We start from the raw sequence: 22757 nt of genomic DNA on the forward strand, positions 1-22757 counted from the left end.
AAATGGATCAGTTCGGTTGCAACTTCGCCTGATCCGCCCTGGCGTTATGCCACATTGCCGCCAACGCCAGGGCACCGCCCGGCCTTGAGGGCAAAGACCGGATCGTGGATCGTACCAGCGCGGAATACAACAACCCCGAACACACAGGCGCGCGCCGGCAATTTCTGGCGCTGTTTGCGCGCCGTTATCGCGGCCACCTGGCGCTGGTCGCGCTGGCCAGCGTGCTGATCAATGTGCTGGTGTTTGCAGGCTCTGCCTACATGATGCTGGTCTATGACAGCGTGCTGCCCAGCCGCAGCGTGCCGACGCTGATCGGGTTGTTCGTGATGCTGGCGCTGGTCTATCTGTTCCAGGCGCTGTTCGAGGCGATCCGCGCCCAGGCGCTGCTCGCGCTGGCCAACGGCGTGCACGATGATCTGTTCGAGGCGGTGCACCAGGCCACCGTGATCCGCCCGCAGCACCAGGGCCCTGATCGCGGCGACGGGCTGCAACTGATCCGCGACCTCGATTCGATCCACGCCTTTCTGGCCGGGGCGGGTCCTGTCGCACTGATCGATCTGCCGTGGGTGGTGCTGTTCATGGCGGTGCTGTTCGCGCTGCATTGGTGGCTGGGGCTGACCGCGCTTGGTGGCACGCTGGTGATGGCCGCGCTGGCGCTGTGGTCCAACCACCGGGTGCAGACCGGATCGCGCGATCTGGCGATGATCACCGGCAGCCGCGCCGCAGCCGCCACCGCCGAAATCCGCTTTGGCGACGTGGCCCTGGCCATGGGCATGCAGGCGCGGCTGGTCCACCGCACCCAACGCTGGGACACCGATTTCATTGCCGCACAGTCCTATCTCGCGCGCACGCTCGCGCGGCTGGGCGGGGCCAGCCGCACGTTTCGCATGGCGTTGCAATCGCTGATCCTGACGGTCGGCGCGCTGCTGGTGATCGACGGACAGGCCAGCGGCGGGGTGATCCTGGCCTCTTCGGTGCTGTCGGGCCGCGCGCTGGCGCCGGTCGATCAGGCGATCGCGCAATGGCGCACAGTGGTTGCCGCGCGCAGCGGCTGGGCACGCGTGGTGATCGGTATCACCACCTGGCGTCGCCCACCGTCGCGCGCGGTCGCGCTCGATCCGCCGGTGGCACAGATCGCCTTGCGCGATGTGTGGCTGGTCCCACCCGGTTCGTCGCGTTTTGCCGTGCAGGGTGTCACGCTGACACTGCGCGCCGGGCAAGTGCTGGCGCTGGTCGGGCCCAGCGCGGCGGGAAAATCGAGCCTCGTGCGTGCAATGCTGGGGCTGTGGACGCCCGCGCGGGGCGAAATCCGGCTTGACGGCGCAACTATCGACCAGTGGGACGCCGATGCGATCGGCCCCCATTTCGGTTATGTGGCGCAAGGCGTCGATCTGATCGATGGCACGATCGGCGAAAACATCGCCCGCTTCGATCCCGTCGCACCGTCGTCCGCGATCATTGACGCCGCGCGCGCCGCCGGGATGCACGAGACGATCCTGGCACTGCCCGATGGCTATGAAACGCGCATTGCCGCAGGCGGCGGCGAACTGTCGGCGGGTCAGCGCCAGCGGATCGGCCTGGCGCGCGCGCTCTATGGCGATCCCTTCCTGATCGTGCTGGATGAGGCCAATTCCAATCTCGATGCCGATGGCGATGCCGCACTCGCCAGCGCGATCGGCGCGGTGCAGCGGCGCGGCGGGATCGTGGTGATGATCACGCATCGCCCGGCCACGCTGGGCCCTGCCACCCACATGGCGGTGATGCAGCAGGGTCGGCTGGTCGATTTCGGCGAACGCGACGCGGTGTTGCGGCGGATCAGCGGCGACAGTCCGGCGCGCCCGGCCAGTGTCGATTGGGACGCCGCCGATGACGATCACCACGGAGCCGCCGCATGACCGCATCGCCCCTGCCCGAAGATCCCGGCGCACTGGTGCCGCGCGTGTGGCACGATACCGCGCGGGTCGCCGCGCCACCTGGGCTGCGGCGGCAGTTGCAGGCGATGACCGGGCTGTTGCTGGTGCTGTTCGCGCTGGCGGCGACCGTACCGATCGATGGGGCGGTGATCGGCCCTGGACAGATCACGGTCCAATCCCGGATCAAGCGCGTGGCCCATCCGACCGGCGGGGTGATCGGCGAAATCCTGGTGCACAATGGCGACCGCGTGGTCGCGGGCCAGGTGCTGTTGCGGCTCGATGATCGCGTTTCGGGTGCCGATGCGCGGTTGGCGGACCAGACCGTCGACCAGTTGCTGGCGCAAAAGGCGCGGGCAGAGGCCGAACGGCTTGGCCTGCCCATGCTGACGTTCCCCGCCGAGCTGACCGGTGCGCAGACCCCGGCCGCAGACAAGGCAATGGAGGACGAACGGCGGCTGTTTGCCCTTCACCAGAGCGAGACACGCGGCATGGCCGCGCAACTGGCCGCGCGCGAACAGCAGGACAATGCGCAGATTGCCGGGATCGCGGCGCAAATCGCCGCGATCGACGAACAGCGCCGCCTGATCGAGCGCGAAAGACAGGGCGTGCGCGACCTGTGGGACCAGCAACTCGTCACGATCAGCCGAATGAACCAGCTCGATCGCACGGTTGCCGATCTGGGTGGCACGCGCGGTTCGCTCGAAGCGCAGATCGCGCAGGCCCGCGCGCGGATCATCGAGGCCCGCGCACAGGCCAGCCAACTGGTGCAGACCCGCCGGATCGCGGCCGGCAACGAACTCAACCAGATCAACGCCCAACTGGGCCAGCAACAGATCCGCCGGGTCACCGCCACCGACAGCCGCGATCGCAGCGAGGTGCGCGCGCCTTATGCCGGCACAGTCGAAAAGAGCGCCTTTACCGCCATCGGCGACGTGATCCGTCCCGCCGAACCGATCCTGGAAATTGTGCCCGATCACGATGCCATGGTGGTCGAGGCAATGATCAGCCCGGCGCAGATCAGCCAGGTGCGCGCCGGGGCCGAGGCGCGCATCCGCCTGTCGGCGATGAACCGCGCGGCCACCCCGGAATTGCCCGGCCGGGTGACCTATGTCGCCACCGACCGCACTGAAAACACCGACACCAGACAGATGTATTACCTGGCCACGGTGGCGCTCGATCCGGCGGCACTGGCCCATGCCGATTTCGCGCTCAAAAGCGGCATGCCTGCCGAAGTGCACATTGCGACGGGCCGCCGGACCTTGTTGTCATACCTGACCAAGCCCCTGCGCGACCAGTTTTCGCGCGCATTTCGCGACAATTGAGGCGGATGGCGATGCGCCTGCTGATCCTGCCTGCCGCGCTGCCCGCCGCATTGATCGCCGCACTGGTCCTTGGCACCACGCCTTGCGCCGGGCAGGCCACGCGCCCGCTCTATGGCCCGGTCGATGATCAGGGCGGGCAAAACGAGGATCAGGATGACGACCAGCCCCCCGCCCTGCGCGCACGGCAGGCGGTGGCGTTGCCGCCCGAAACCCCGGCGGCGGTGCGCCAGGCCGCAACCGCCGATGCGCCGGTCGGCGACTGGACGATGGTGCTGGCGCTCGCCTACTGGACCAGCCCGGCGATCCTGGCGCAGCGTGCACTCGTCAAAAGCTATGACTATCGCATTCCCGAGGCGCGCGCCGCCTATGGCCTGCAACTCGATTACCAATTGACCCAGGGGTGGCAGCGCGACCTCGACAATCCCAACGCACTGCAAGTGCAACTGGGCCAGACCACGCCGAGCACCGGCCGCGGCTGGAGCAATTCGGCGATGGCCGTGCTGACCATGCCGCTGTTCACCTTTGGCCGCAGTTTTGCCGCCGAACGCAGCGCGGCGGCGCAACGCACCTATCAGCACCAGGTCTTGCGCTCGACCGAACAACAGGCGCTGTTCGACGCAATATCGGCCTATGCCGGGCTGATCCGCGACCGCACCGGGGTGACCATCGCCACCGACAACGTGCGTGCGCTCGATCAGGAATTGCAGGCCAACCGCACGCGCCTGGCAGCGCACGAAATCACCGCCACCGATCTCGAACTGATCCGCAGCCGCGACGAGGAAGCCCATGCCCAGCTCTATGCCGCCACCGCCACCGCCGCGAGTAGCGAAGCAACCTGGGTGCAAAAGATCGGCGCGCGCGCCGACCTGACGCTGGCCCCGCCGCCGCCGATGCCACTGCCGGTGCGCACGCTTGAAGACGCCTATGCCTATGCCGAATCGCACAGCCCGATCATTCTGGCTGCGCACGAACGCGAACGGGTGTCGCGCGCGGGGATTGCGTCAGCCCGCGCCAACCTGTTGCCGCGCGTCGATCTGCACGCCCAGGCGCTCTACGCCAGCCAGAGCCCCTATGACGCCTCGCCTCGCTATAACGAGGAAATCGTCAGCGTGGTGGTCAGCGGCCCGATTTTCGAAAGCGGCCTGCGCCGCACCCAGATCGCCGACGCGGCGGCCGCCAACGATTCGGACTGGCGCCTGATCGACGGGGCCACGCGCGACACCCGCGCGGCGATTGCCGCCGCGTGGAACGACTGGCTGGCGCAGCAGGCCTCTGCCGTGCGTTATGACAATGCCGCCAACGCCGCACAGCGCGCCTATGACGGCGCGCTGATCCAGGAACGTGCGGGCCAGATCACCACGTTCGACGTGCTGCAACTCGCACTGGAAGTGTTGACCGTGCGCAGCAACGCCAATCTGGCCAAGGCCACCGCGACCATCGATCTGGCGCGCATTCTCGGCCTGATCGGCGCGCTCGAACCCGGTGCGATGTTGCCTGGCGAAAACCTTTACGACGATGCGCGCCATCTCGGCAAAGTGCGCCATCAGGACGATCTGCCGCTGATCACCCCGTTGCTGCGCGCGCTCGATGGCGTATCGGCGCCGCACAACCGACCGCGCGACACCCGCGACCCGGCCGAGGCGGTCGTCACGCCAGCCGCCGTGCTGAGCGATCGCTGACGGTTAACTCCCCATCCCCACCGCCAGCCGATAGCCCACGCCCGGCTCGTTGCGGATGCGCGAGGGGGCGGCGCCGTCGGTTTCCAGTTTGCGCCGGATGCCGCGCGCGGCGACACGCAAGTATTCGACATCGGTTTCGTGACCGGGCCCCCAGATCGTGCGCAGCAGATGCGTGTGGGTCACCACTTTGCCCGCGTTGGCGGCCAGTTCCGCCAGCAGCGCGAATTCCTTGGGCGCCAGATGCACTTCGGCCCCGGCCCGGCGCACCACCCGCGCGTCAAGATCGATCTCGATATCGTCAAAGCGCAAGCCGGCGGCCAGCACGTCGGGCCCGGCGCGGTGGCGCAAGGCGGTGCGCACACGCGCCAGCACTTCGTCGGTGTCGAACGGTTTGGTCACATAGTCGTCGGCGCCCTGGTCGAGCGCGGCCACTTTCTGCGCGGTGGCATCGCGCGCCGAAACCACCAGCACGGTCGCCCCCGCCTTGCGCAACGGCGCGATCAGGTCGAGCCCGTCGCGATCGGGCAGACCAAGATCGAGCAGCACCACGTGCGGCGCCTGGGCCTGGGCAGCGGCCAGCGCCTGGGCCGCGTTGTCCGCCTCGATCACGTCATACCCAGCCGGTTCGAGCGCGCCGCGCAACAAGGCGCGGATCGCCGGTTCGTCATCGATCACCAATACCCGTACCGCGTCGCGCATCATCCCGCCCCATCGACCTGCCGCAGGTTTTCCGACGGGATCAGCAGCGTGAACGCCGCGCCCTTGCCCTCTGCCCGGTTGGCTGCGGCCACTTCCATCCCCATCGCCTGCGCAAAACCCTTGACGATGGCCAGCCCCAGCCCGGTGCCGCCGCGCCGATCGGATCCTTCAAGGCGGGTGAACATGCCGAATACCCGCTGTTCCTCGCCCGCGACAATCCCCGGCCCTTCGTCGAGCACCGCCAGCGCCAGCCCTTCGCCCGCCGGCCGCGCACGCAGCGTGACCGGGCCATCTGCGCGTCCGTGCTTCGCCGCATTGTCGACCAGATTGATCAGGCAATGGTGCAACAGCACCGGATCGGCCATCACCAGCGGCAGATCGCGCGCCACCTCGACAATCACCGGATGCGCGCCCAGCACGCGGCGCAGATCGTCGAGCGCGGCAGTTACCGCTTCGTTGAGATCGACCGGTTCAAGCGCCCGTTCGAGCCCGCCGGTTTCGATCCGCACCATATCGATCAGGTTGGCGACAAAGCGATCCAGCCGCTCCGCCTCGCCACGCGCGCTGTCGAGCTGCGCCTGTTGGCGCGCGGTTTCGGGCCGGATCGCGCGCAACATGCCCAGCACGGTGGTCAGCGGCGTGCGCAGATCGTGCCCGATCGACGACAGCAGCGCGGCGCGCAACCGGTCGCGTTCCTGCACTTTGCCCAGCGCCAGCATGTCTTCTTCGGCGGCGATCCGCGCCAGCGCCAGCCCGGCCTGGTCGAGCAGGCTGGCCAGCAGCGGCTCCTGCGCGCCCGTCAACGCCATGCGCGCATCCTCGCGCCCGACGCCAAACACCGCATGCGCGACATTGCCGCCCAGCACCGGGATGAACTGCCATTCGGACACCGCCATGGCATCGCTGCCCGGCCCGGTCGGCCGCGCGGTGTCATAGGCCCAGCGCGCCGCCACGCCATCGATCAGGTCGAGCCGGTCGAACGCGGGCACCGCCGCCTTGACCACCAGCCGCCGCCCGCTTTCGCCCGGCATATCGGGCGCAAGCACCACCGTGCGCACATCGAGCAGCCGCGCGATCTCACGCGCCAGCAGCGCCCACAAGTCTTCGCGCCGGTTGATCCCCATCAGCAACCGGGCAAACCCGGCAATCGCGCCGTTGCGATCGGCGTTGGCCTGCGCCAGCCGCGCCTGGCGCCGCACTTGCCCGCCCAATTGGCTGCACACCACCGCCGTGCCGATCAGGATGACCATCGACAGCACATGCGACGGATCGGCCACCAGCAGGCTGTACAACGGCGGCACAAAGAAAAAGTCATAGGCCAGCGCCGCCACCAGCCCGGTCGCCAGCCCGGTGCCCAACCCGTGGCGCGTGCCGGCATAGATCACCGGGATCAGATAGAGCATGCTGATATCGGCGTCGTTGCCATGCGCCGCCAGCGTTTCACCGCCAGCCGTGACCACCGCGATCAGCACCAGCGACACCAGCCACCCGGTTGCGCTGCTGCCCTCGCGCGCGGGACCAAACGCGCTGACCAGCGCACCCGCCAGCGGCGCGCGGCGCCTGCCCGGTGGCACAAGCGATGGGGCAGGATCGGGAAGTGCGCTCACGCCGCGCAGTCTGCGCCGCACCGGCAGCGGTGTCGAGCGCGCAATCGGCCCTTCATGGTGCGCGCATCGACCGGGCGCTTTGGCCGATGGTGGCGAACCGCACATGGTTGACGATTTCGGGCGCATCGTGCAGCCGCACGAACAACGTACCATCGGCGCCCGGCCGCATCACCGGCAGCGTCGATCCGGGAAAGCCGTCGGGCACGCTGGCGGCGCTGTCGAACTCTCGCGTCGCCGAAAGCGAGGCCAGCAGATAAAGCGCTTCGCCGCGCAAGGTGCAGGGATTGGCCGGATTGGCCGGGCAATCCAGCGTTTTTAGCCGGGGCAACCGCACCAGCGTGCCGATGCCCAGCCAATCGCCCGCAACTTCGCCGCGCAACAGCCGCGCCCGCAACGGCCCATAGGCGGAACCGCCGAGCGCCTGGCCGGGCAGGAAATTGACGACCAGCACCGTCGGATCGACCAGCGTCAGGCCATTGCCCGATGTCAGCCGGACACTGGTATCGCTGCTGCTGGTGCCCACTTCGACCACTTCGTGGCCGGTGAAATGCTGGCCCGGCTCTGCCTTCAACGTAAAGCTGAGCCACAGGTTCGCCGGGATCTCGTCGGCACCGTCGAGCTTCAGGTTTGGCGCCGTCGCATCCGGGCCGTTGGCAGGTGGCTCGGAAAAGCGGGCGACAATCCTTGCGGCAGGCGGTTGCGGACGCGTTGCGGCAGGAACCACGATCTTTGCCGCGTCGATCGTTTCGGGCCCGTCGATGGCCAGTGTCACCGGTTCGCGCCGGTCGGCTTCCGGTGGCAGGGTCACCGCAATCTCGTCCGGGCCCAGCACTTTCCAACTGGCCGGATGCGCCAGGCCATGCGGTGTGGCCGCGGTGATCGTCGCCACACAGGCCGCCGCCGCGCCATGGAGCACCAGCGTGCCGTCTTCCTTGCCGGGTTCCTTGCGCTGCCAGTGCCAGTCGCCCGGCACTGCCAGCGGAACATCCGGCCCGTTGAACGCATCGAACCCCCACATGCCATGCAGCGTTGCGCCCAGGGGTTCGGCCAGATCGCGCGGCCAGGCCGTGCCGGGCGCGATCACCAGCCCGCCGCGCACCGGATCGGCCACCAGCGGCAGATCGAGCATCGCCTCGCCCGCGCGATGGACCCGCAGGCTGAGGTCGTGGGCATAGGCGGTCGCGTAATAGAGCGGGCTGATCGTCAGCGGGACCAGCGGTTCCTTGGCGCCCAGACACGGTGCCATCCCGCCGGGTTGGCGATGCGGCACGAGCGGCAGCGGCGGCTTGATCCCCGGCAGCGCCGCCATCAGCACTGATTTGGGATCAGCAAACGAGGGCGGCGTGTTGAGCACCAGCCCGAGCGTGTTGTCGTGCGCCAGCCCGAGCGCGGGAATATACTGGAACCTGGGGCTGTGCATCGCGCCAAAGATGCCGATGATGTCCTTGATCGCGCCGATATAGGGGCTGTAATAGCCCGCGCCGCCCGCTGCGGTGTTGCTCAGGTTCATCACCAGATCGGTGGCCGCGCCGGTCACCGCGCCATTGGCGCTGCCATCACTGCCCAGCACCACCGCCTGTTTGCTGTCGAGCAGGCAGGCGGCCTGGAATTCGGCCTGGCGTTGCAGGCAATCCTCGTTGATCTTGATACGCAGGGCACTGGCAATCGTCGGCGCCTCGTGCGCCAGCGTGTCGGGCGTGGCGCCCGACACTTTGCGGATCGCGGCGAGGTAGGCTTCGAACCGGCTGCGATCGAGCGAGGCCTGTTCCAGATCCTGCGCGGCGCGGATAAACGCGCCGGGACGCGCCTCTACCGCATGGCGCAACGTGGCAAAATCGCCGCCGGTTGCAGGCGCCAGAAACAGCGCCAGATGCCGGGCCTCATCGGGCACCACCAGATCGAGCGGCCCGCCGCCCCGACCCTTGGACCGCCAGGTTTCCGAGCGATAGAACCACGCATCGGGCGGCGGATTGGTGGGATCGCGCAGAAACGCGGCAACCAGCAGATAATGCGCGGTCTGGTTCGGCGGCAACATGACCTTCACCGCGATGCGGTCGCCCGGCGCCAGTTGCGGCACCGTCGCGATCGGCAGCGTGACCCCGTGGCGGGTGACCGATACCTGCAGATCGGGCCCGGCCAGATCGAACGGCGCCGGATCGGCCAGTGCCGGGGCGCCCGGCACGATCACCGCACCGCACAGCACCGTCAGCATGGCAGAAATCATGGCAAGCGCGCGGCCGGAACGGAACATGGCGACTCGTTCGAAAGAGAGGCAGGACAAGGGGCTAGATGACTTTAGCGTTATGGTGGATGAACAACATCGGTCGATCGTCACAACGCGGACGTATGCACACCATGCCGCCGGGCCAGATCGATCACGGTGGTGCAGATGCCCGAATCCAACGATGCGCGCCAGCAGATGAACGGCGAAAATTCGATCCCCCCGACGCCGTCGACCACCGCCAGTTTGCCTTCATCGAGATGGCGGCGCGCCATGCGTTCGGGCACGAACCCGGCGCCCCCTGTGCTGGTCAGCCAGTCGAGCGCCAGGATGCCGAGTTCAAGCTCGATGCCCGCCGCGGGCAGATCGCCCATCCGCGCGCGGATTTCCGCATTGGCGTTCTCCCCCCAGTCGAAATGCACGAAAATCTCGCGCCAGTCGCGCTCAGGCCGGCTCGATACCAGCACCAGACGGTCGGCGACGAGCTGTTCGATACGGATACCACCGCGCAGCACCGGGTCATAAAGAAACGCCATGTCGAGTTCGCCGACCGCCAGCGCGCGATTGAGCTGCGCCGGGGCAGCCGCCGCCGCGCGCACCGCAATATCGGGCCGCACGCGGGTCAATTCATTCAGCATCGGTATCAGCAGCGCCGGCCACAAGGCGTGCTGCCCGCCGATCCGTACGCTGTGCAGATAGCGCGCGGGCAAAGTCACCCGGCTGCGCCCCGTTTCCCAGGCGCGCACCATCGCTTGTGCCGGTTCGAGAAACCGGTGCCCGGCCTGGGTCAGGCGGCATCCGCGTTTGTCGCGATCGAACAGCCGCGCGCCAAGCTGAAATTCAAGCTGTTTGATCCGCTCGGTCACCGCCGAGGCACTGGCGTGCACTCGCCTGCCTGCCGCGATGAAGCTGCCCGTATCGGCCGCCGCCAGAAAAGTCCGCACCACCAGCACATCCATTTAATTTTGATATCCCGTATTTAAAATTCGAACAATCGCGATTATCAGATTTTAATCGCGCTGCTATGGGCCGGGCGCCCAATCCTCCCGCCCTCAACACGAGGTCAGGCCGACGGTTTGGGCATACCAGTCTGGAATTGTATGTCCCCTGCCCGCTCGCTGATCAAAGCCGGTCGTTCCGGAATGGGGGCGTTTCGCACGCGATTTGCCGCGATTGCCGGGGCGGTGTTGCTCAGCCTGGTGGCAATCGCGTTCGCGCGATGCGGCGAATGGGCCCAGCATGTGTTTCTGCGCGGATACGAAACCTGGCACTGGGCGCCGGCGCTGATCACCCCGCTGATGTTCGTGATCACCGCGCAGGCCACCCGGCGCTGGTTTCCCGATGCGCGCGGATCGGGCATTCCCCAGGTCATGGCCGCCGGGCACAGCCCGACGCGCAGTGCCCATGGCCCGCTGGTTTCGATGAAGACGGCGGCGGCCAAATTCGTCGGCACGATCGCGATGCTGCTATCGGGGGGATCGGTCGGACGCGAAGGCCCGACCGTACAGATCAGCGCGGCGGTGGTGACCGCCGTCCACCGTGTGCTGCGCGTGCCGATCACCGCCGGGGTGATCATTGCAGGCGGAGCGGCCGGGGTGGCGGCCGCGTTCAATACCCCGCTGGCCGGGGTGGCCTTTGCGATCGAGGAACTGGCCTCTGCCTTTGAACAGCGCGTTGCGGTCTATGTGATGGCGGCGGTGATGATTTCGGGCCTCGTCAGTCTGGGGCTCTATGGCGACTATGTCTATTTCGGAATGGTGACGCAGGCGCTGCCGTTGCACGCGATGCTGGTGGTCGCGCCGGTGTCGGGCGTGCTGGGCGGGATCACCGGCGGCCTGTTTGCGCGCGCGCTGGTGGCGCAGGCCTGGTCGCGCTGGCCATTCTATGTGGCGATGCGCGCGCGGCCGATGCTGCTGGCGCTGGTGTGCGGCATCGTCGTGGCGGCAACCGGGCTGGCCACCAACGGCCTGAGCTGGGGCACCGGCTATGAAACCACGCGCGGCCTGTTGTCGGGCGAAACCGCGCCTCTGAGCTTTGGCCCGGCCAAGTTCGTGGCGACGCTGGCCACCGCAATCAGCGGCGCGCCGGGCGGCATCTTTGCGCCCTCGCTGTCGGTCGGCGCCGGGCTCGGCCAGTTGATTGCGCTGCTGTTCCCCGCCGACTCGGCGGGCGCGATCGTGCTGCTGGGCATGATCGGCTATTTCACCGGTGTCGTGCGCGCGCCGCTGACTGCGGTGATCATCATGATGGAAATGACCGATGATCGCACGATGATCCTGCCCTTGCTCGCCACCGCGCTGATCGCCGACTGGGTCAGCGCGATGGTCTGTCACCAAAAGCTCTACCACGCGCTGTCGCGCCAGTTCCGCACCCCTGTCGCGGCATGATGCCCAAGGAGACTATGACGATGGCCACTGATTTGAAGTCCGCCTTCCCGCGCCGGATGCCCGCATTTGCAGCGTCGCTCTTGCTCAGCGCTGCGTTGTCGGCCTGCGCCGCAAAGCACCCGGCGCAATTGCCGCCGCCACCCCCGCCCGCCGCATCGACGACCACCGCCCAGCCCGAGCCGATGCGCACGGTCGGCATTCAGCCCGGCAGCCAGGCCGATTTTCTGGCTGAAATGGCGGGCCGCGACACGATCCATTTCGCTTTCGACAAATCCGACATCGATCAGCAGGCGGTCGAGGCCCTGCAGGCGCAGGCGCACTGGCTGCAACGCTATCCCGCCAAGCGCGCGACGATCGAAGGCCATTGCGACGAACGCGGCACCCGCGAATACAACCTGGCGCTGGGCGAACGCCGCGCCACTGCGGCCAAGAACTATCTGATCCAGCTTGGCGTGGCGGCCAACCGCATCAACGTGATCAGCTATGGCAAGGAACGCCCGGTCGACCCGGCTTCGAACGAGGAAGCCTGGGCTAAAAACCGGCGCGCCGTCACCGTCACGATCGACTGATCAGAGCCCCAGCCTGATGCCGGATCGATCCGGCGTCAGGCCTCGGCCAGAAAACTACGGATGCGCGCGGCAGTCTCGGCATTGGCCGGGTTGTAGACGATCAGCCCCAGTTCGGGGCGACCGTCGATCGCAAATGCCGAAAATTCCAGCTCGATCAGTCCGAGCACCGGATGGTGCAGGCGCTTGAGCCCGTCGGCGTGCCCGGCAACATCGTTGCTTTGCCACAGCAGTGCGAATTCGGCGCTCTGCCGCGACAGTTCCTCCACCAGGTCGGCAATCTTTGCCCCGGCCCCGGCGCGCGCGGCATCGGCCCGGAACGCGCCGACAACATAGCGCGCGACCGCCTGCCAGTCTTGCTGCATCGACTTGGCCCGCGGATCTGCAAAGATCAGCCGCAGGATATTGCGCTCTTCACGCGGCAAACGGCCATAATCGGTGAGCACGGCGGCGGCCGCGCGGTTCCAGGCGACCACATCCCAGGTGGCGGTCTTGATGATCGCCGGGCTGATCGCAAAGGCGTCGAGCACGCGCTGCAACCGGGGGGTGACATCATCGGTGCGCGTGTAGCGCGGCTCTGGCGGACGTCCCAGCCCCAGCACAAACAGATGTTCGCGCTCCGGGTCGGTCAGCATCAGTCCGGCGGCAAGCCGGTTGAGCACATCGGCAGACGGCGCACCGCCGCGCCCCTGTTCGAGCCAGGTGTACCAGGTGGGGCTGATATTGGCGCGATGGGCCACTTCCTCGCGCCGCAGACCGGGCGTACGCCGTCGCCCGCCGCCATAGCCCAGCGCCACCGGGTCCATGCGCGCACGCCGGTCGCGCAAGAACCGCCCCAGCGGATTGGTGGTATCGACACTCGCCACGATACTGTCCTGTTATCTATTATACCATGATATGATCACTACTTTACCATAAAGCCGAATGGCCGCACACCCCCCCTCAGGACAACCCCGGAGCCTATCCCATGCGCGTATTCCTGACTGGTGCGACCGGTTTCATCGGCACCCATCTCATCCCCGAACTGCTTGCCGCCGGACACGAAGTGATCGGACTGACCCGATCCGACGCGGGCGAGCGCCAATTGGCCAAGGCGGGCGTCGCAATCCATAGCGGCACGCTGGAAGACCCCGACAGCTTGCGCCGCGGCGCGGCGCAGGCCGACGCGGTGATCCATGCCGCGTTCGATCACGATTTCACCAATTTCCTGGCCAATTGCGAAAAGGACCGCCGCGCGATCGCCGCCCTGGGCGAAGCGCTGGCCGGGTCTGACCGCCCGTTGCTGATCACGTCGGGGGTGGGCATGGGCGATCCCGGCGATGGCCAGCCCGCGACCGAACAGGTACTCAATCTCCACCACCCCAACCCGCGCGTCGGTTCCGAGGCGCAGGCGCAAGCCCTGGTGGAGGCGGGCATCGATGTGCGGGTGATCCGGCTGCCGCAAGTCCATGATACGGTCAGGCAAGGTCTGATCACACCGTTCATCGCAATCGCCCGCGAACAGGGCGTGGCCGCCTATCTTGGCGAAGGCACCAATCGCTGGGCGGCGGCACACGTGGTCGATGTGGCGCGGCTCTATCGCCTGGCGCTCGAACGCGGCCACAAGGGCGCCCGCTATCACGCGGTTGCCGAAGATGGCGTCCCCGCGCGCGCGATTGTCGACGTCGTGGCCGCCGGGCTCGGCGTGCCGACTGTGTCGCTGACCGCAGAACAGGCCCCGGCGCATTTCGGCTGGTTTGCGATGTTTGCGGGCATGGACGTGGTCGCATCGAGCGCCTGGACGCGCGCCGAACTCGGCTGGAACCCGGTCGGGCCGGGGCTGATCGAGGATCTGCGCGCGATGGACTACGCAACTGCGCCCAACGCCGCCTGATGGCGCCGGGCGGGGTGCGCGTAGTTCTGCGTAATCCCGCCCAGCATCATTGTCCGCTAGGCTGCGGCGGTGACCAATCCTGCGGCAAGCCCCCTTCCCCGCCCGGCAGGCGATGCGGTATCGCTGCGCGGGACCACCCTGATCGTCGCCTATCGCCAGGCCAGCGCGGAACGCGCCGAAAACTTGCGCGCCACACTGGGGTTTTTGCAACGCACTTATTGCGATTTCGATCTGGTGCTGGTCGAAGGTGACGCCAGCCCCCGGTTCGACCTGCATGCCCTGCGCGCCGCGAACCTGCTGTACCACTTTGTCGAAGACCCCGGCCCGTTCAACAAGGCACGCCTGCTCAATCTGGGCGCGCGGGTCAGCCGATCGCCGGTGATCTGTTTCCACGACGCCGACATGATCGGCTGGCCACACCTGATGCGCCACGCCGTCGATGTCCTGCTCGATGCGGATATCAGCGACGTGCGCACCCCGCATTGGTCGATCCTGAATGTCGCAGGCGGGTTGAAACGGCGGTTTTGCCGCACGCTCGACTTTGCGGTGTTCGACAGCATCCGCACGACCGACCTGCCCCCCGACGTCACCCGCCTTTACGACAACCAGTCAAGCGGCATCACGTTCTGGCGCAAGGACAGGTTCGTCACGTGTGGCGGCTATCACGAAGGCTTTGCCGACTGGGGCGGCGAAGACGATGAACTGCTGATCCGGGCAACCCGGCTCGGCCTGCGCTGGCATTCGGTGCCGCCGCCCACCTTTCACTTGCACCACGACGCCGCCGATCGCACCGCCCTGCATACATTGGCGCAAGGCGACCCCGCGAAACGGGCGCTGCTGACGCTGACGACCGGCAGCACGCCACAACAATTGGCCGGGCATGCGAACGACCTGATGCGCAGGAACTTTGGCAACGGCACAGCCTGACAGGGCACCGATGGATGGCCTGCATCCTTGCAAGCCCGCCCTTCGATTACCGATCGGGGGCGAACACCCAGTCGAGATAGGCGGCGATGCGCACCCCTGCCATGGCCAGACGATCGTTCAGCGCCTGCCGGTTTTGCCAGGCATAGCTCCACGACAGCTTGGGATCGGCGGGATAGATCGTTTCGCGCAAGGCGACGCTTTCGGCGATCCAGGTGGTGGGCCGCACATCGCTCCACGCGATGACCTGTTCGGGGGTGATCGCGCGTTCCAGCCAGGCGGCCTGTTCCGACCATGACAGTTGGCGGTCTTCGATCATCGCCGAATCCCACACCGCATGCAGGTTGGTCGGTTTTCCGAACCAGGTCACTGCCACCAGATTGCCGCCGCGATCGCCGGGGCGCCCGGCGTGGAGCGGCTGATGCAGATCGCCGATGATATGCACGACGAACCGCAGGGCCAGGCGCTTGTCGTCGAGCGAGGCCCTGGGATCGCGCAGCGTGGCGGTAAACCGCGTCAGCGCGGTCACCGCATCGCCCTCGGGCGGGGCCAGCGCTGTGGTATAAGGCGTTCCTGCGGGAACCGTGACATAGTGCCATGGAGAGGCGGTTTTCTGCCAGAATTCCGCGGGGTTTGACCGCTCTTCATCGGGCCAGGTTGATGCCTGCGCCAGTGTTTCGGTGCCCAGAATCTGGTGCACATGCGCGCGCGCCACCCCGCTCAGATTGTCATCGGCAATCGCCCCGGTCACCCGGTGACCGATGGCGCCCCAGGCGCATGCGGGGGCTTGTGGAACAACCAGCGAAAGGGCGGCGAAAGACAGGGCTAGAATACGCATGGCCATATTCCTAGCCGCCAATTATGACAGAAAAAGCGATTTTTGCGCAAATCCCGTCCGTAGTTTCAAGACTGTGACCGTTCAGACTTTACCAAGTGACCTGTGCGAACATGCATTGCAACCGGGCACCCCCTGCACGGTTGGGAGACAGCCCATGGTGATCCGGCCCATATCGATCTGGCAACACCGTCATCCGACAACGGTGTGGTCAAAGGCGTTTGCGATGACCCCGGCGCAAGTCGTGGCGACAGGCGTGGCGGCGATGGTGCTGGTGTCGATCGGGTGCCTGGTCGGCTGGCCATAAAGAACCCGTAAAGTTTCTCGTCTCGACCATAAAGCAGGCGTAGCGGCGCGCAGATGACCGATACGACCACCGCGAATCCGCCTGCCGTCGCGAGCCCCACTGTTGCCGCCGACTGTGGTGCACACCACAGCGACAGCCTGAGCACGCTGGCGGTGGGCGCGATCGGCGTGGTGTTCGGCGATATCGGCACCAGCCCGCTCTATTCCTTGCGCGAAAGCTTTATCGGCGCGCATCCGCTGGCGGTCGATCCGGCGCATATCTTCGGCGTGTTGTCGCTGATCTTCTGGACCATGACGCTGATCGTCACGATCAAATATGTGTTCGTGATCCTGCACGCCGACAACAAGGGCGAAGGCGGCAGCCTGGCCCTGCTGGCGCTGATCGGCCGGCGGCTGGGCGAAACGCGCTGGACGCGGTTCACGGTGCTGCTGGGGATCATCGCCACCGCGCTGTTCTATGGCGATGCGATCATCACCCCGGCGATGTCGGTGCTGTCGGCAGTCGAAGGGCTGGAAGTGGTGCAACCCGCGTTCACCCGGCTGGTGCTGCCGATTTCGGTCGCCATCCTGATCGGGCTGTTTGCCATCCAGTCGCGCGGCACGGCGGCGGTCGGCAAATTGTTCGGGCCGGTCATGCTGGTCTATTTTCTGGTGATCGCGGTGCTGGGTGTGATGGGCATCATGCACGCGCCCGAAATCCTGTGGGCGGTCAATCCGATCTATGCCGTGCGGTTCTTCACGCTCGATCCGATGCTGGCCTTTCTGGCGCTCGGCTCGGTGATCCTGGCGGTCACCGGTGCCGAAGCGCTCTATGCCGACATGGGCCATTTCGGGCGCAAGGCGATCATGATCGCGTGGCTGTGGGTGGCGTTTCCCTGCCTCCTGCTCAACTATCTGGGCCAGTCGGCGCTGTTGCTGCGCAATCCGAAACTGGTCGAAAATCCGTTCTTCCTGATGGCGCCCGACTGGGGCCGCCTGCCGCTGGTGATCCTGTCGACGCTGGCCACCATCATCGCCAGCCAGGCGGTGATTTCGGGCGCCTATTCGATCTCGCAACAGGCGATCCAGTTGGGCTTTCTGCCGCGCCTGCGCATCCTGCACACCAGCGCCAGGGCCGCCGGGCAGATCTATGTGCCGCTGGTCAACTGGCTGTTGCTTGCGCTGGTGCTGCTGCTGGTGCTGGGGTTCCGTTCGTCGGACAACCTCGCCTCGGCCTATGGCATCGCGGTAACCGGTACGATGTTCATCACCGCCTGCATGCTGGGCATCCTGACGTTTGCGGTGTGGAAATGGCCGCCGGTCCTGGCCAGCCTGATGACCGGCACGTTCCTGCTGGTCGATGGCGCCTATTTCGCGTCGAACATGACCAAGATCCCCGATGGCGGCTGGTTCCCGCTGATGATCGCGACGATCGTGTTCGTGGTGCTGACCACCTGGGCCACCGGCCGCCGCATCCTGCGCGACCGGCTGGCCGAGGATTCGATGCCGTTTGACCTGTTCCTCAATTCGGTGTGCGAAAAGGTGCGCCGGGTTCCCGGCACGTCGGTGTTCCTGGCCTCGACCGCCGAAGGCATTCCGCCCGCGCTGCTGCACAATCTGAAGCACAATCATATCCTGCACGATCGCGTGGTGATCCTGACCGTGGTGACCGAAGGCGTGCCGCACGTGCCCGCCGAGGCGCGCCGCATGGTCGAAAGCATCGGCCACGGGTTCTATCGCATGATCATCAGCATCGGTTTCATGGACGAAGCCAATGTGCCCGCCGAACTGTCCGCGGAAACGCGCGCGGGCGGCCCGTTCAAACCTATGGACACCAGCTATTTCCTCGCCCGCCAGACATTGATCGCATCAAAGCGCCCCGGCATGTCGATCTGGCGCGAAAAACTGTTCGCGTGGATGATCCGCAACGCCGAAAGCCCGATGCAGTTCTTCCGCCTGCCCACCAATCGCGTGATCGAACTGGGCAGCCAGCTCGAAATTTAAGCGACCGCTTGAATTGTCCCGCGCGCCGCGCCAAGCTGCGGCGCGGAGGGAACTGCATGAAACTGACCGGTATCCGGGTGCTCGATCTGACGAGCTTTATCCCCGGGCCCTACCTGACCATGGCGATGGCCGATCACGGCGCCGAAGTGATCAAGATCGAGACGCCCGGCGGTGATCACACGCGCCATATCGGGCTGTCGGACGGGCCCGACACGGTCTATTTCCGCAATTTCAACCGCGGCAAGAAAAGCGTCGTGCTCGATCTGAAACGGCCCGACGATCATGCCGCGTTTCTGGCGCTGGCCGACAGCGCCGATGTGGTGGTCGAATCCAACCGTCCCGGTGTCGCGCGCCGCCTGGGCATCGATTACGACACGCTGTCGGCGCGCAACCCGCGCCTGATCTATTGCGCGATCAGCGCGTTCGGGCAGGACGGGCCACGCGCGCCGCGCGCCGCGCACGATCTGGCGCTCGAAGCGCTGACGGGGGTGCTGGGCGCCAATTGCGCGGCCGGACAGATCGCCATGCCGGCGCTGCCGCTATCCGATTATCTGTCGGCGCTGCAGGGTCTGTCGGCGGTGCTGATGGCGCTCTATGCCCGTACCCGCACCGGGCGCGGCGACATGATCGATATCGCCATGCACGAGGCGCTGCTGTCCGCCACCGCCAATGTGCTGGGGCCCACGCTTGCCGAAGGGCGCCAGCCGGTGATCGCGCACGAACGCACCACCGGTGGCGGCGCGTTCTATCGCTGGTATGCCTGCGCCGATGGCCACCTGGCGATCGCCGGGCAGGAGCCCAAGTTCATCGCCGCACTGCTGGGCGAACTGGGCCGCCCCGATCTGGCGCCGCTGTGCCGCGAACCGGGGCCGCACCAGCAACCGGTGGTCGATCTGCTGTCCGCGTTTTTCGCGCGCCACACACTGGCCGATGCAGGCGCACTGCTCGACCGGCTGGATGTGTGCTGGGGCCGGGTCAACACGTATCCGCAGGCACTGGACGACGAACAGATTGCCGCGCGCGGGTTTGTGCTGACCGATGATCTGGGGCGTCGCCATCTTGGCCCGCCCATCCGGTTTCGCCACGAACCGGCACACCCCGTGCTGCACGCACCGGTGCTCGGCGCGGATCAGGCGCTGGTCAGTTCGACCACCTGATCGGCCAACCGGTCAACTTCCGCCGCCGAATGGCTGACCAGGATCATCGGCAGTGCGAACCGGTCGCGGACGCGCTCGATCACCGTCATGATTTCGTCGCGCAACGCGCCATCGAGTGCGGCCAGCGGTTCATCGAGCAACAGGAAGCGGGGGCCCGACAACAGCGCCCGGCCAATCGCCACGCGCTGCGCCTCCCCCCCCGACAGCGTGGCCGGACGGCGGCGCAGCAGCGGCGCGATATCGAGAAACCGCACGGTTTCGGCAAAATCGAGCACGCCCCGCGCGGGATTGGCGCGGCGCTCGCCATAGCGCAGATTGGCCTCGACACTCAGATGCGGAAACAGCCGCAAGTCCTGGAACACCATGCCGCAGGCGCGCTGTTCGGGCGGCAGCGACACCCCCCGCGCGGCGTCGAACAACACCTGGCCGCCAACCACGACATGCCCGTGATCGGGGCGCAACAATCCGGCGATCACTGCCAGCACGCTCGATTTGCCCACGCCCGATGGCCCGCACAGCGCGGTAATGCCGCCGTCCGTGGCAAAGGTGGTCCCGATCCTGCGCCCTGCGCGCCGCATGTCGATGGCGATATCAAAGGACATGCGCGTCACGCCCCTTTGGCCCGCGCCGCACCAGCCATTCCGACACGACCAGCGCGCACAGCGACAGCGCGACCGACACCAGCGCCAGCCGCCACACCGTCGCCTCTCGCCCCGGCACCTGCAACGCGGCATAGATCGCCAGCGGCAGCGTGGCCGTTTCGCCCGGCACGTCCGACACAAACGTGATCGTTGCGCCGAATTCCCCCAGCGAGCGCGCAAACCCCAGCACCAGCGCGGCCAGCACACCCGGACGCGCCAGGGGCAGCGTAATCGTGGCAAACGTGCCGAGCGGCCCCGCTCCCAGCGTGCGCGCCGCCTCTTCCAGCCGGGGATCGACCGCTTCGAGCGACAGCCGGATCGACCGCACCATCAGCGGCATCGCCATGATCGCCGCCGCCAGCGCGGCACCGGTCCAGCGGAACAGCAAAGTCACCCCGAAATATTTGGCCAGCGGCGCACCCAGCACGCCCGCGGGGGCAAACGCGATCAACAGGATCCAGCCGACCACCACCGGCGGCAGCACCAGCGGCAGGTGCACCAGCGCATCGACCAGCACTTTGCCGGGAAACCGGCCCCGCGCCAGCGCATAGGCAAGCGCAAAAGCCACCGGCAGCGCACAGACGATCGCCGCGCCGCTGACTTTCAGCGACAGCACCACGATGCCCCATTCGTCTGGCGACAGCAGCATCAGGGGGCGACAAAGCCATAGCGGCGAAAGATCCCCTTGCCCTCAGCCGACAGCAGAAACCGGCGGAACGCCTCGGCATCGGGACTGGTGGCGGCCTTCAACCGCGCCACCGGATAGCTGATCGGCGCATGGCTGCCCGAGGGAAACACCCCGACGATGCGCACGCCCGGCTCGGCAAAGGCGTCGGTGGCATAGACAATGCCCAGCGGCGCGGCGCCATGCGCCACCAGCCCCAGCGCCGCACGCACGTTTTCTGCGCGCGCGACCTGGCTCGCAACCTGATCCCATACGCCCATTTTCAGCAAGGCATCGCGACCATAGCGCCCTGCCGGCACGGCATCGGGATCGGCCATCGCCAGCTTGCCCCCGGCCAGCGCGCGCGCCAGCGGGAACCCCGGCACCGGGCGCAGATGCAGATGCCCGCCCGCCGGGCCGACAATCACCAGCGCGCCAAACAGGAACGACTTGCGTGTGTCGGGCACGATCAGCCCGGCCTGGGCCAGCGCGTCCATCCAGTCTTCGTCGGCAGACACGAACAGATCGGCCGCGCCCCCAGCCTTGATCTGCCGCGCCAGCGCCGACGAGGCGGCAAACGACAGCACCGGGCGCGGGTGATGATGCCCGGCCCAGGCATCGGCGGCGGCATTCATCGATTCCTGCAAGCTGGCGGCGGCCAGCACCAGCGGCCCGCGCGATTCGGCATATGCGGTGCCCGAACCGGCCAGCAATCCGGCAAAAACCCCGAAAAAGAACAGGCGCATGGCGCAGCGAAGCAAGGCGATCGGTCCCATATCCGTGCGTATAGAGCAGCATGAGCCCGCCGCAAAGCCCGAGGGTGTCATTGCGCTTTGATGGCAAACGTGAAAAGGCCGACACCGGATCGCGACGATCCGATCACCATGGGGATTGCCGAATGATGCCGCGCGGGCTGTTTGTGGGTATGGCTGCCGGTGCGGCATTGCTGGCGCTGGCGCCGCCGCCGGTTGCCGCACAGGATGACGCGGGCGGCTGGCAGGAAGCGCCGGGCGTGGCGCCGCTGGCCGCGCCCGATCTGGTCTATGGGAAAGCCACCGCGCGGTTCAGCCTGATTGTCTGGCTCGATCCCGAATGCCCGTATTGCAAGCTGCTCGGCAACCAGCCGCAGCATGTCGTCGATGGCTCGAACGGCCAGGTCAATCTGGCAATCCGGCTCTATCCCTTGCCGTTCCATGGCCCCAACGCGGTGCTCGCCTCGACCACCGCATTGTGTGTGGGCGAACAGGCCGGGGTGCCCGGCTATTACCGCTTTCTCGAAAGCTGGATGGCGCGCACCGGCAGCAACGGACGCGGCATCGGCGGCGGATCGGGCGGCAGCGACCCGGTGGCCGATCTGGCCGCCGCAGCGGGCGCGCACAACCGCGATGCGCTGGCCGGGTGCACCACCTCGCACCAGACCGCCGACCGGCTGGCCCGTGATGTGAAGGCGGGCGATGTGGCGGGAATCGAAGGCACGCCGGCGATCGCGCTGCGCGACAACCGCGCCGGACACACCGTCATGGTGTCGGGCGCAGTCGACGAAGCCGAGATGCGCAACGCGGTGCGTGTGCTGGGCCAGATCGACGACGGCAAGTCCCCCGACACGGGCGACCATGGCGCGGCCGGCGGTGCCACGCACTGATCGCATCGGCGCCATCGTGGCCGCCCTGTGCGCCGCCTGGCTGATCGCGGCGGCGCCGCCTGTCGATGGCGATCTGCCCAAGGCCGCGCCCGGCTTTGCGGCGCTCGACACCGGCCCGGCCCCCGCGTTTGTCCAACCCCGTCACGATGCGCCGCTCGATCCGGCCGTGGCCGCGCTGGTGGTGGCACGCATGGTCCAGTTGCATCTGCTCGATACGCCCGCCGACGCGCAGGATGCCGCCCGGGCCGCCGAAGCGGTGCGGGCGTTTCAGACCAGTGTCGGGCTGAAGCCCACCGGCCTGCTCGACAGGAAAACCCTGGCCCTGATGGCGCTGTAAA

The 22757-nt window shown here is 67.2% G+C and carries 21 protein-coding genes; 12 read left to right on the forward strand and 9 right to left on the reverse strand.

The window, feature by feature from the left end:
* Positions 1-104 precede the first annotated feature (104 nt).
* The 3 genes from AQZ49_RS14970 to AQZ49_RS14980 are packed head-to-tail and all read left to right on the forward strand — an operon-like array spanning position 105 to position 4914.
* Complete coding sequence (locus AQZ49_RS14970; protein ID WP_067617226.1) at positions 105-1895, forward strand: type I secretion system permease/ATPase; 1791 nt, start codon at positions 105-107, stop codon at positions 1893-1895.
* Complete coding sequence (locus AQZ49_RS14975) at positions 1892-3235, forward strand: HlyD family type I secretion periplasmic adaptor subunit (protein WP_067617229.1); 1344 nt, start codon at positions 1892-1894, stop codon at positions 3233-3235. The genes AQZ49_RS14970 and AQZ49_RS14975 overlap by 4 nt, the downstream gene beginning before the upstream one ends.
* Before the next feature lie 5 nt (positions 3236-3240).
* Positions 3241-4914, forward strand: coding sequence for a TolC family protein (locus AQZ49_RS14980; protein WP_067617233.1), 1674 nt, complete (start codon positions 3241-3243; stop codon positions 4912-4914).
* A gap of 3 nt (positions 4915-4917) precedes the next feature.
* Here AQZ49_RS14980 and AQZ49_RS14985 read toward each other — a convergent pair whose 3' ends face one another.
* The 4 genes from AQZ49_RS14985 to AQZ49_RS15000 all read right to left on the reverse strand — a co-directional run bounded on the left by AQZ49_RS14985 (position 4918) and on the right by AQZ49_RS15000 (position 10388).
* On the reverse strand, positions 4918-5613 hold the full coding sequence (locus AQZ49_RS14985; protein WP_067617721.1) for a response regulator: 696 nt from the start codon (positions 5611-5613) through the stop codon (positions 4918-4920).
* Positions 5613-7220, reverse strand: coding sequence for a DUF4118 domain-containing protein (locus AQZ49_RS14990; RefSeq protein ID WP_231739255.1), 1608 nt, complete (start codon positions 7218-7220; stop codon positions 5613-5615). The genes AQZ49_RS14985 and AQZ49_RS14990 overlap by 1 nt, the downstream gene beginning before the upstream one ends.
* 52 nt (positions 7221-7272) lie before the next feature.
* Complete coding sequence (locus AQZ49_RS14995) at positions 7273-9471, reverse strand: hypothetical protein (RefSeq protein ID WP_231739256.1); 2199 nt, start codon at positions 9469-9471, stop codon at positions 7273-7275.
* Between the two features lie 80 nt (positions 9472-9551).
* Entirely contained in the window at positions 9552-10388 is an 837-nt protein-coding gene (locus AQZ49_RS15000; protein WP_231739257.1) for a LysR family transcriptional regulator, read from the reverse strand.
* Positions 10389-10541: 153 nt separating this feature from the next.
* Between AQZ49_RS15000 and AQZ49_RS15005 the strand changes: the two genes are divergently transcribed.
* Both AQZ49_RS15005 and pal read left to right on the forward strand, forming a co-directional pair.
* Positions 10542-11828, forward strand: a complete 1287-nt coding sequence (locus tag AQZ49_RS15005; protein WP_067617238.1) for a chloride channel protein — start codon at positions 10542-10544, stop codon at positions 11826-11828.
* Between the two features lie 20 nt (positions 11829-11848).
* Positions 11849-12397: a peptidoglycan-associated lipoprotein Pal gene (pal, locus tag AQZ49_RS15010; RefSeq protein ID WP_369819141.1), complete on the forward strand. Its 549-nt coding sequence runs from the start codon at positions 11849-11851 to the stop codon at positions 12395-12397.
* A gap of 35 nt (positions 12398-12432) precedes the next feature.
* On the opposite strand, the gene AQZ49_RS15015 is transcribed toward pal, so the two are convergent.
* Positions 12433-13260, reverse strand: coding sequence for a helix-turn-helix transcriptional regulator (locus AQZ49_RS15015; RefSeq protein ID WP_369819142.1), 828 nt, complete (start codon positions 13258-13260; stop codon positions 12433-12435).
* Positions 13261-13361: 101 nt separating this feature from the next.
* Between AQZ49_RS15015 and AQZ49_RS15020 the strand changes: the two genes are divergently transcribed.
* Together AQZ49_RS15020 and AQZ49_RS15025 are read left to right on the forward strand one after the other, a co-directional pair.
* Positions 13362-14267, forward strand: coding sequence for an SDR family oxidoreductase (locus AQZ49_RS15020; protein WP_067617244.1), 906 nt, complete (start codon positions 13362-13364; stop codon positions 14265-14267).
* Between the two features lie 69 nt (positions 14268-14336).
* Positions 14337-15194, forward strand: coding sequence for a galactosyltransferase-related protein (locus tag AQZ49_RS15025; protein WP_067617247.1), 858 nt, complete (start codon positions 14337-14339; stop codon positions 15192-15194).
* A gap of 46 nt (positions 15195-15240) precedes the next feature.
* On the opposite strand, the gene AQZ49_RS15030 is transcribed toward AQZ49_RS15025, so the two are convergent.
* Positions 15241-16029, reverse strand: coding sequence for a S1/P1 nuclease (locus AQZ49_RS15030; protein ID WP_067617733.1), 789 nt, complete (start codon positions 16027-16029; stop codon positions 15241-15243).
* Positions 16030-16183: 154 nt separating this feature from the next.
* On the opposite strand from AQZ49_RS15030, the gene AQZ49_RS22375 reads away from it, so the two are divergent.
* The 3 genes from AQZ49_RS22375 to AQZ49_RS15040 are packed head-to-tail and all read left to right on the forward strand — an operon-like array spanning position 16184 to position 19472.
* Positions 16184-16333, forward strand: coding sequence for a hypothetical protein (locus tag AQZ49_RS22375; RefSeq protein ID WP_156428332.1), 150 nt, complete (start codon positions 16184-16186; stop codon positions 16331-16333).
* 53 nt (positions 16334-16386) lie between these two features.
* Positions 16387-18315: a potassium transporter Kup gene (locus tag AQZ49_RS15035; RefSeq protein ID WP_082701816.1), complete on the forward strand. Its 1929-nt coding sequence runs from the start codon at positions 16387-16389 to the stop codon at positions 18313-18315.
* A 56-nt stretch (positions 18316-18371) separates the two neighbouring features.
* Positions 18372-19472 (forward strand): CaiB/BaiF CoA transferase family protein, encoded by a 1101-nt coding sequence (locus AQZ49_RS15040; RefSeq protein ID WP_156428333.1) that lies wholly within the window; start codon positions 18372-18374, stop codon positions 19470-19472.
* Here AQZ49_RS15040 and AQZ49_RS15045 read toward each other — a convergent pair.
* Genes AQZ49_RS15045 through modA form a run of 3 tightly spaced genes read right to left on the reverse strand, consistent with a single transcriptional unit; the run spans position 19445 to position 21523 of the window.
* Positions 19445-20074, reverse strand: a complete 630-nt coding sequence (locus tag AQZ49_RS15045; RefSeq protein WP_067617252.1) for an ATP-binding cassette domain-containing protein — start codon at positions 20072-20074, stop codon at positions 19445-19447. The two genes, AQZ49_RS15040 and AQZ49_RS15045, sit on opposite strands and share 28 nt — an antisense overlap.
* Positions 20064-20759, reverse strand: coding sequence for a molybdate ABC transporter permease subunit (gene modB, locus AQZ49_RS15050; RefSeq protein ID WP_067617742.1), 696 nt, complete (start codon positions 20757-20759; stop codon positions 20064-20066). Before modB ends, AQZ49_RS15045 begins: the two co-directional genes overlap by 11 nt.
* A 2-nt stretch (positions 20760-20761) precedes the next feature.
* Positions 20762-21523, reverse strand: coding sequence for a molybdate ABC transporter substrate-binding protein (gene modA, locus AQZ49_RS15055; RefSeq protein ID WP_067617739.1), 762 nt, complete (start codon positions 21521-21523; stop codon positions 20762-20764).
* Between the two features lie 152 nt (positions 21524-21675).
* On the opposite strand from modA, the gene AQZ49_RS15060 reads away from it, so the two are divergent.
* Entirely contained in the window at positions 21676-22419 is a 744-nt protein-coding gene (locus AQZ49_RS15060; RefSeq protein WP_067617254.1) for a DsbA family protein, read from the forward strand.
* Positions 22406-22756 (forward strand): peptidoglycan-binding protein, encoded by a 351-nt coding sequence (locus AQZ49_RS15065; RefSeq protein ID WP_197411072.1) that lies wholly within the window; start codon positions 22406-22408, stop codon positions 22754-22756. Before AQZ49_RS15060 ends, AQZ49_RS15065 begins: the two co-directional genes overlap by 14 nt.
* The last annotated feature ends 1 nt before the right edge of the window (position 22757 follow it).

The organism is Novosphingobium sp. FSW06-99 (assembly GCF_001519065.1).
GTDB lineage: Bacteria > Pseudomonadota > Alphaproteobacteria > Sphingomonadales > Sphingomonadaceae > Novosphingobium.

Excerpts from the sequence above, each read along its gene's own strand:
- AQZ49_RS15060 (WP_067617254.1), top strand. The coding sequence starts at position 21,676 with ATGATGCCGCGCGGGCTGTTTGTGGGTATGGCTGCCGGTGCGGCATTG.
- AQZ49_RS14995 (WP_231739256.1), bottom strand. The coding sequence starts at position 9,471 with ATGTTCCGTTCCGGCCGCGCGCTTGCCATGATTTCTGCCATGCTGACG.
- modA (WP_067617739.1), bottom strand. The coding sequence starts at position 21,523 with ATGCGCCTGTTCTTTTTCGGGGTTTTTGCCGGATTGCTGGCCGGTTCG.
- AQZ49_RS15020 (WP_067617244.1), top strand. The coding sequence starts at position 13,362 with ATGCGCGTATTCCTGACTGGTGCGACCGGTTTCATCGGCACCCATCTC.
- AQZ49_RS14980 (WP_067617233.1), top strand. The coding sequence starts at position 3,241 with ATGGCGATGCGCCTGCTGATCCTGCCTGCCGCGCTGCCCGCCGCATTG.
- AQZ49_RS22375 (WP_156428332.1), top strand. The coding sequence starts at position 16,184 with ATGGTGATCCGGCCCATATCGATCTGGCAACACCGTCATCCGACAACG.
- AQZ49_RS15040 (WP_156428333.1), top strand. The coding sequence starts at position 18,372 with ATGAAACTGACCGGTATCCGGGTGCTCGATCTGACGAGCTTTATCCCC.
- AQZ49_RS14975 (WP_067617229.1), top strand. The coding sequence starts at position 1,892 with ATGACCGCATCGCCCCTGCCCGAAGATCCCGGCGCACTGGTGCCGCGC.
- AQZ49_RS15035 (WP_082701816.1), top strand. The coding sequence starts at position 16,387 with ATGACCGATACGACCACCGCGAATCCGCCTGCCGTCGCGAGCCCCACT.
- AQZ49_RS14985 (WP_067617721.1), bottom strand. The coding sequence starts at position 5,613 with ATGCGCGACGCGGTACGGGTATTGGTGATCGATGACGAACCGGCGATC.
- pal (WP_369819141.1), top strand. The coding sequence starts at position 11,849 with ATGGCCACTGATTTGAAGTCCGCCTTCCCGCGCCGGATGCCCGCATTT.
- AQZ49_RS15030 (WP_067617733.1), bottom strand. The coding sequence starts at position 16,029 with ATGCGTATTCTAGCCCTGTCTTTCGCCGCCCTTTCGCTGGTTGTTCCA.
- AQZ49_RS15005 (WP_067617238.1), top strand. The coding sequence starts at position 10,542 with ATGTCCCCTGCCCGCTCGCTGATCAAAGCCGGTCGTTCCGGAATGGGG.
- AQZ49_RS15045 (WP_067617252.1), bottom strand. The coding sequence starts at position 20,074 with ATGTCCTTTGATATCGCCATCGACATGCGGCGCGCAGGGCGCAGGATC.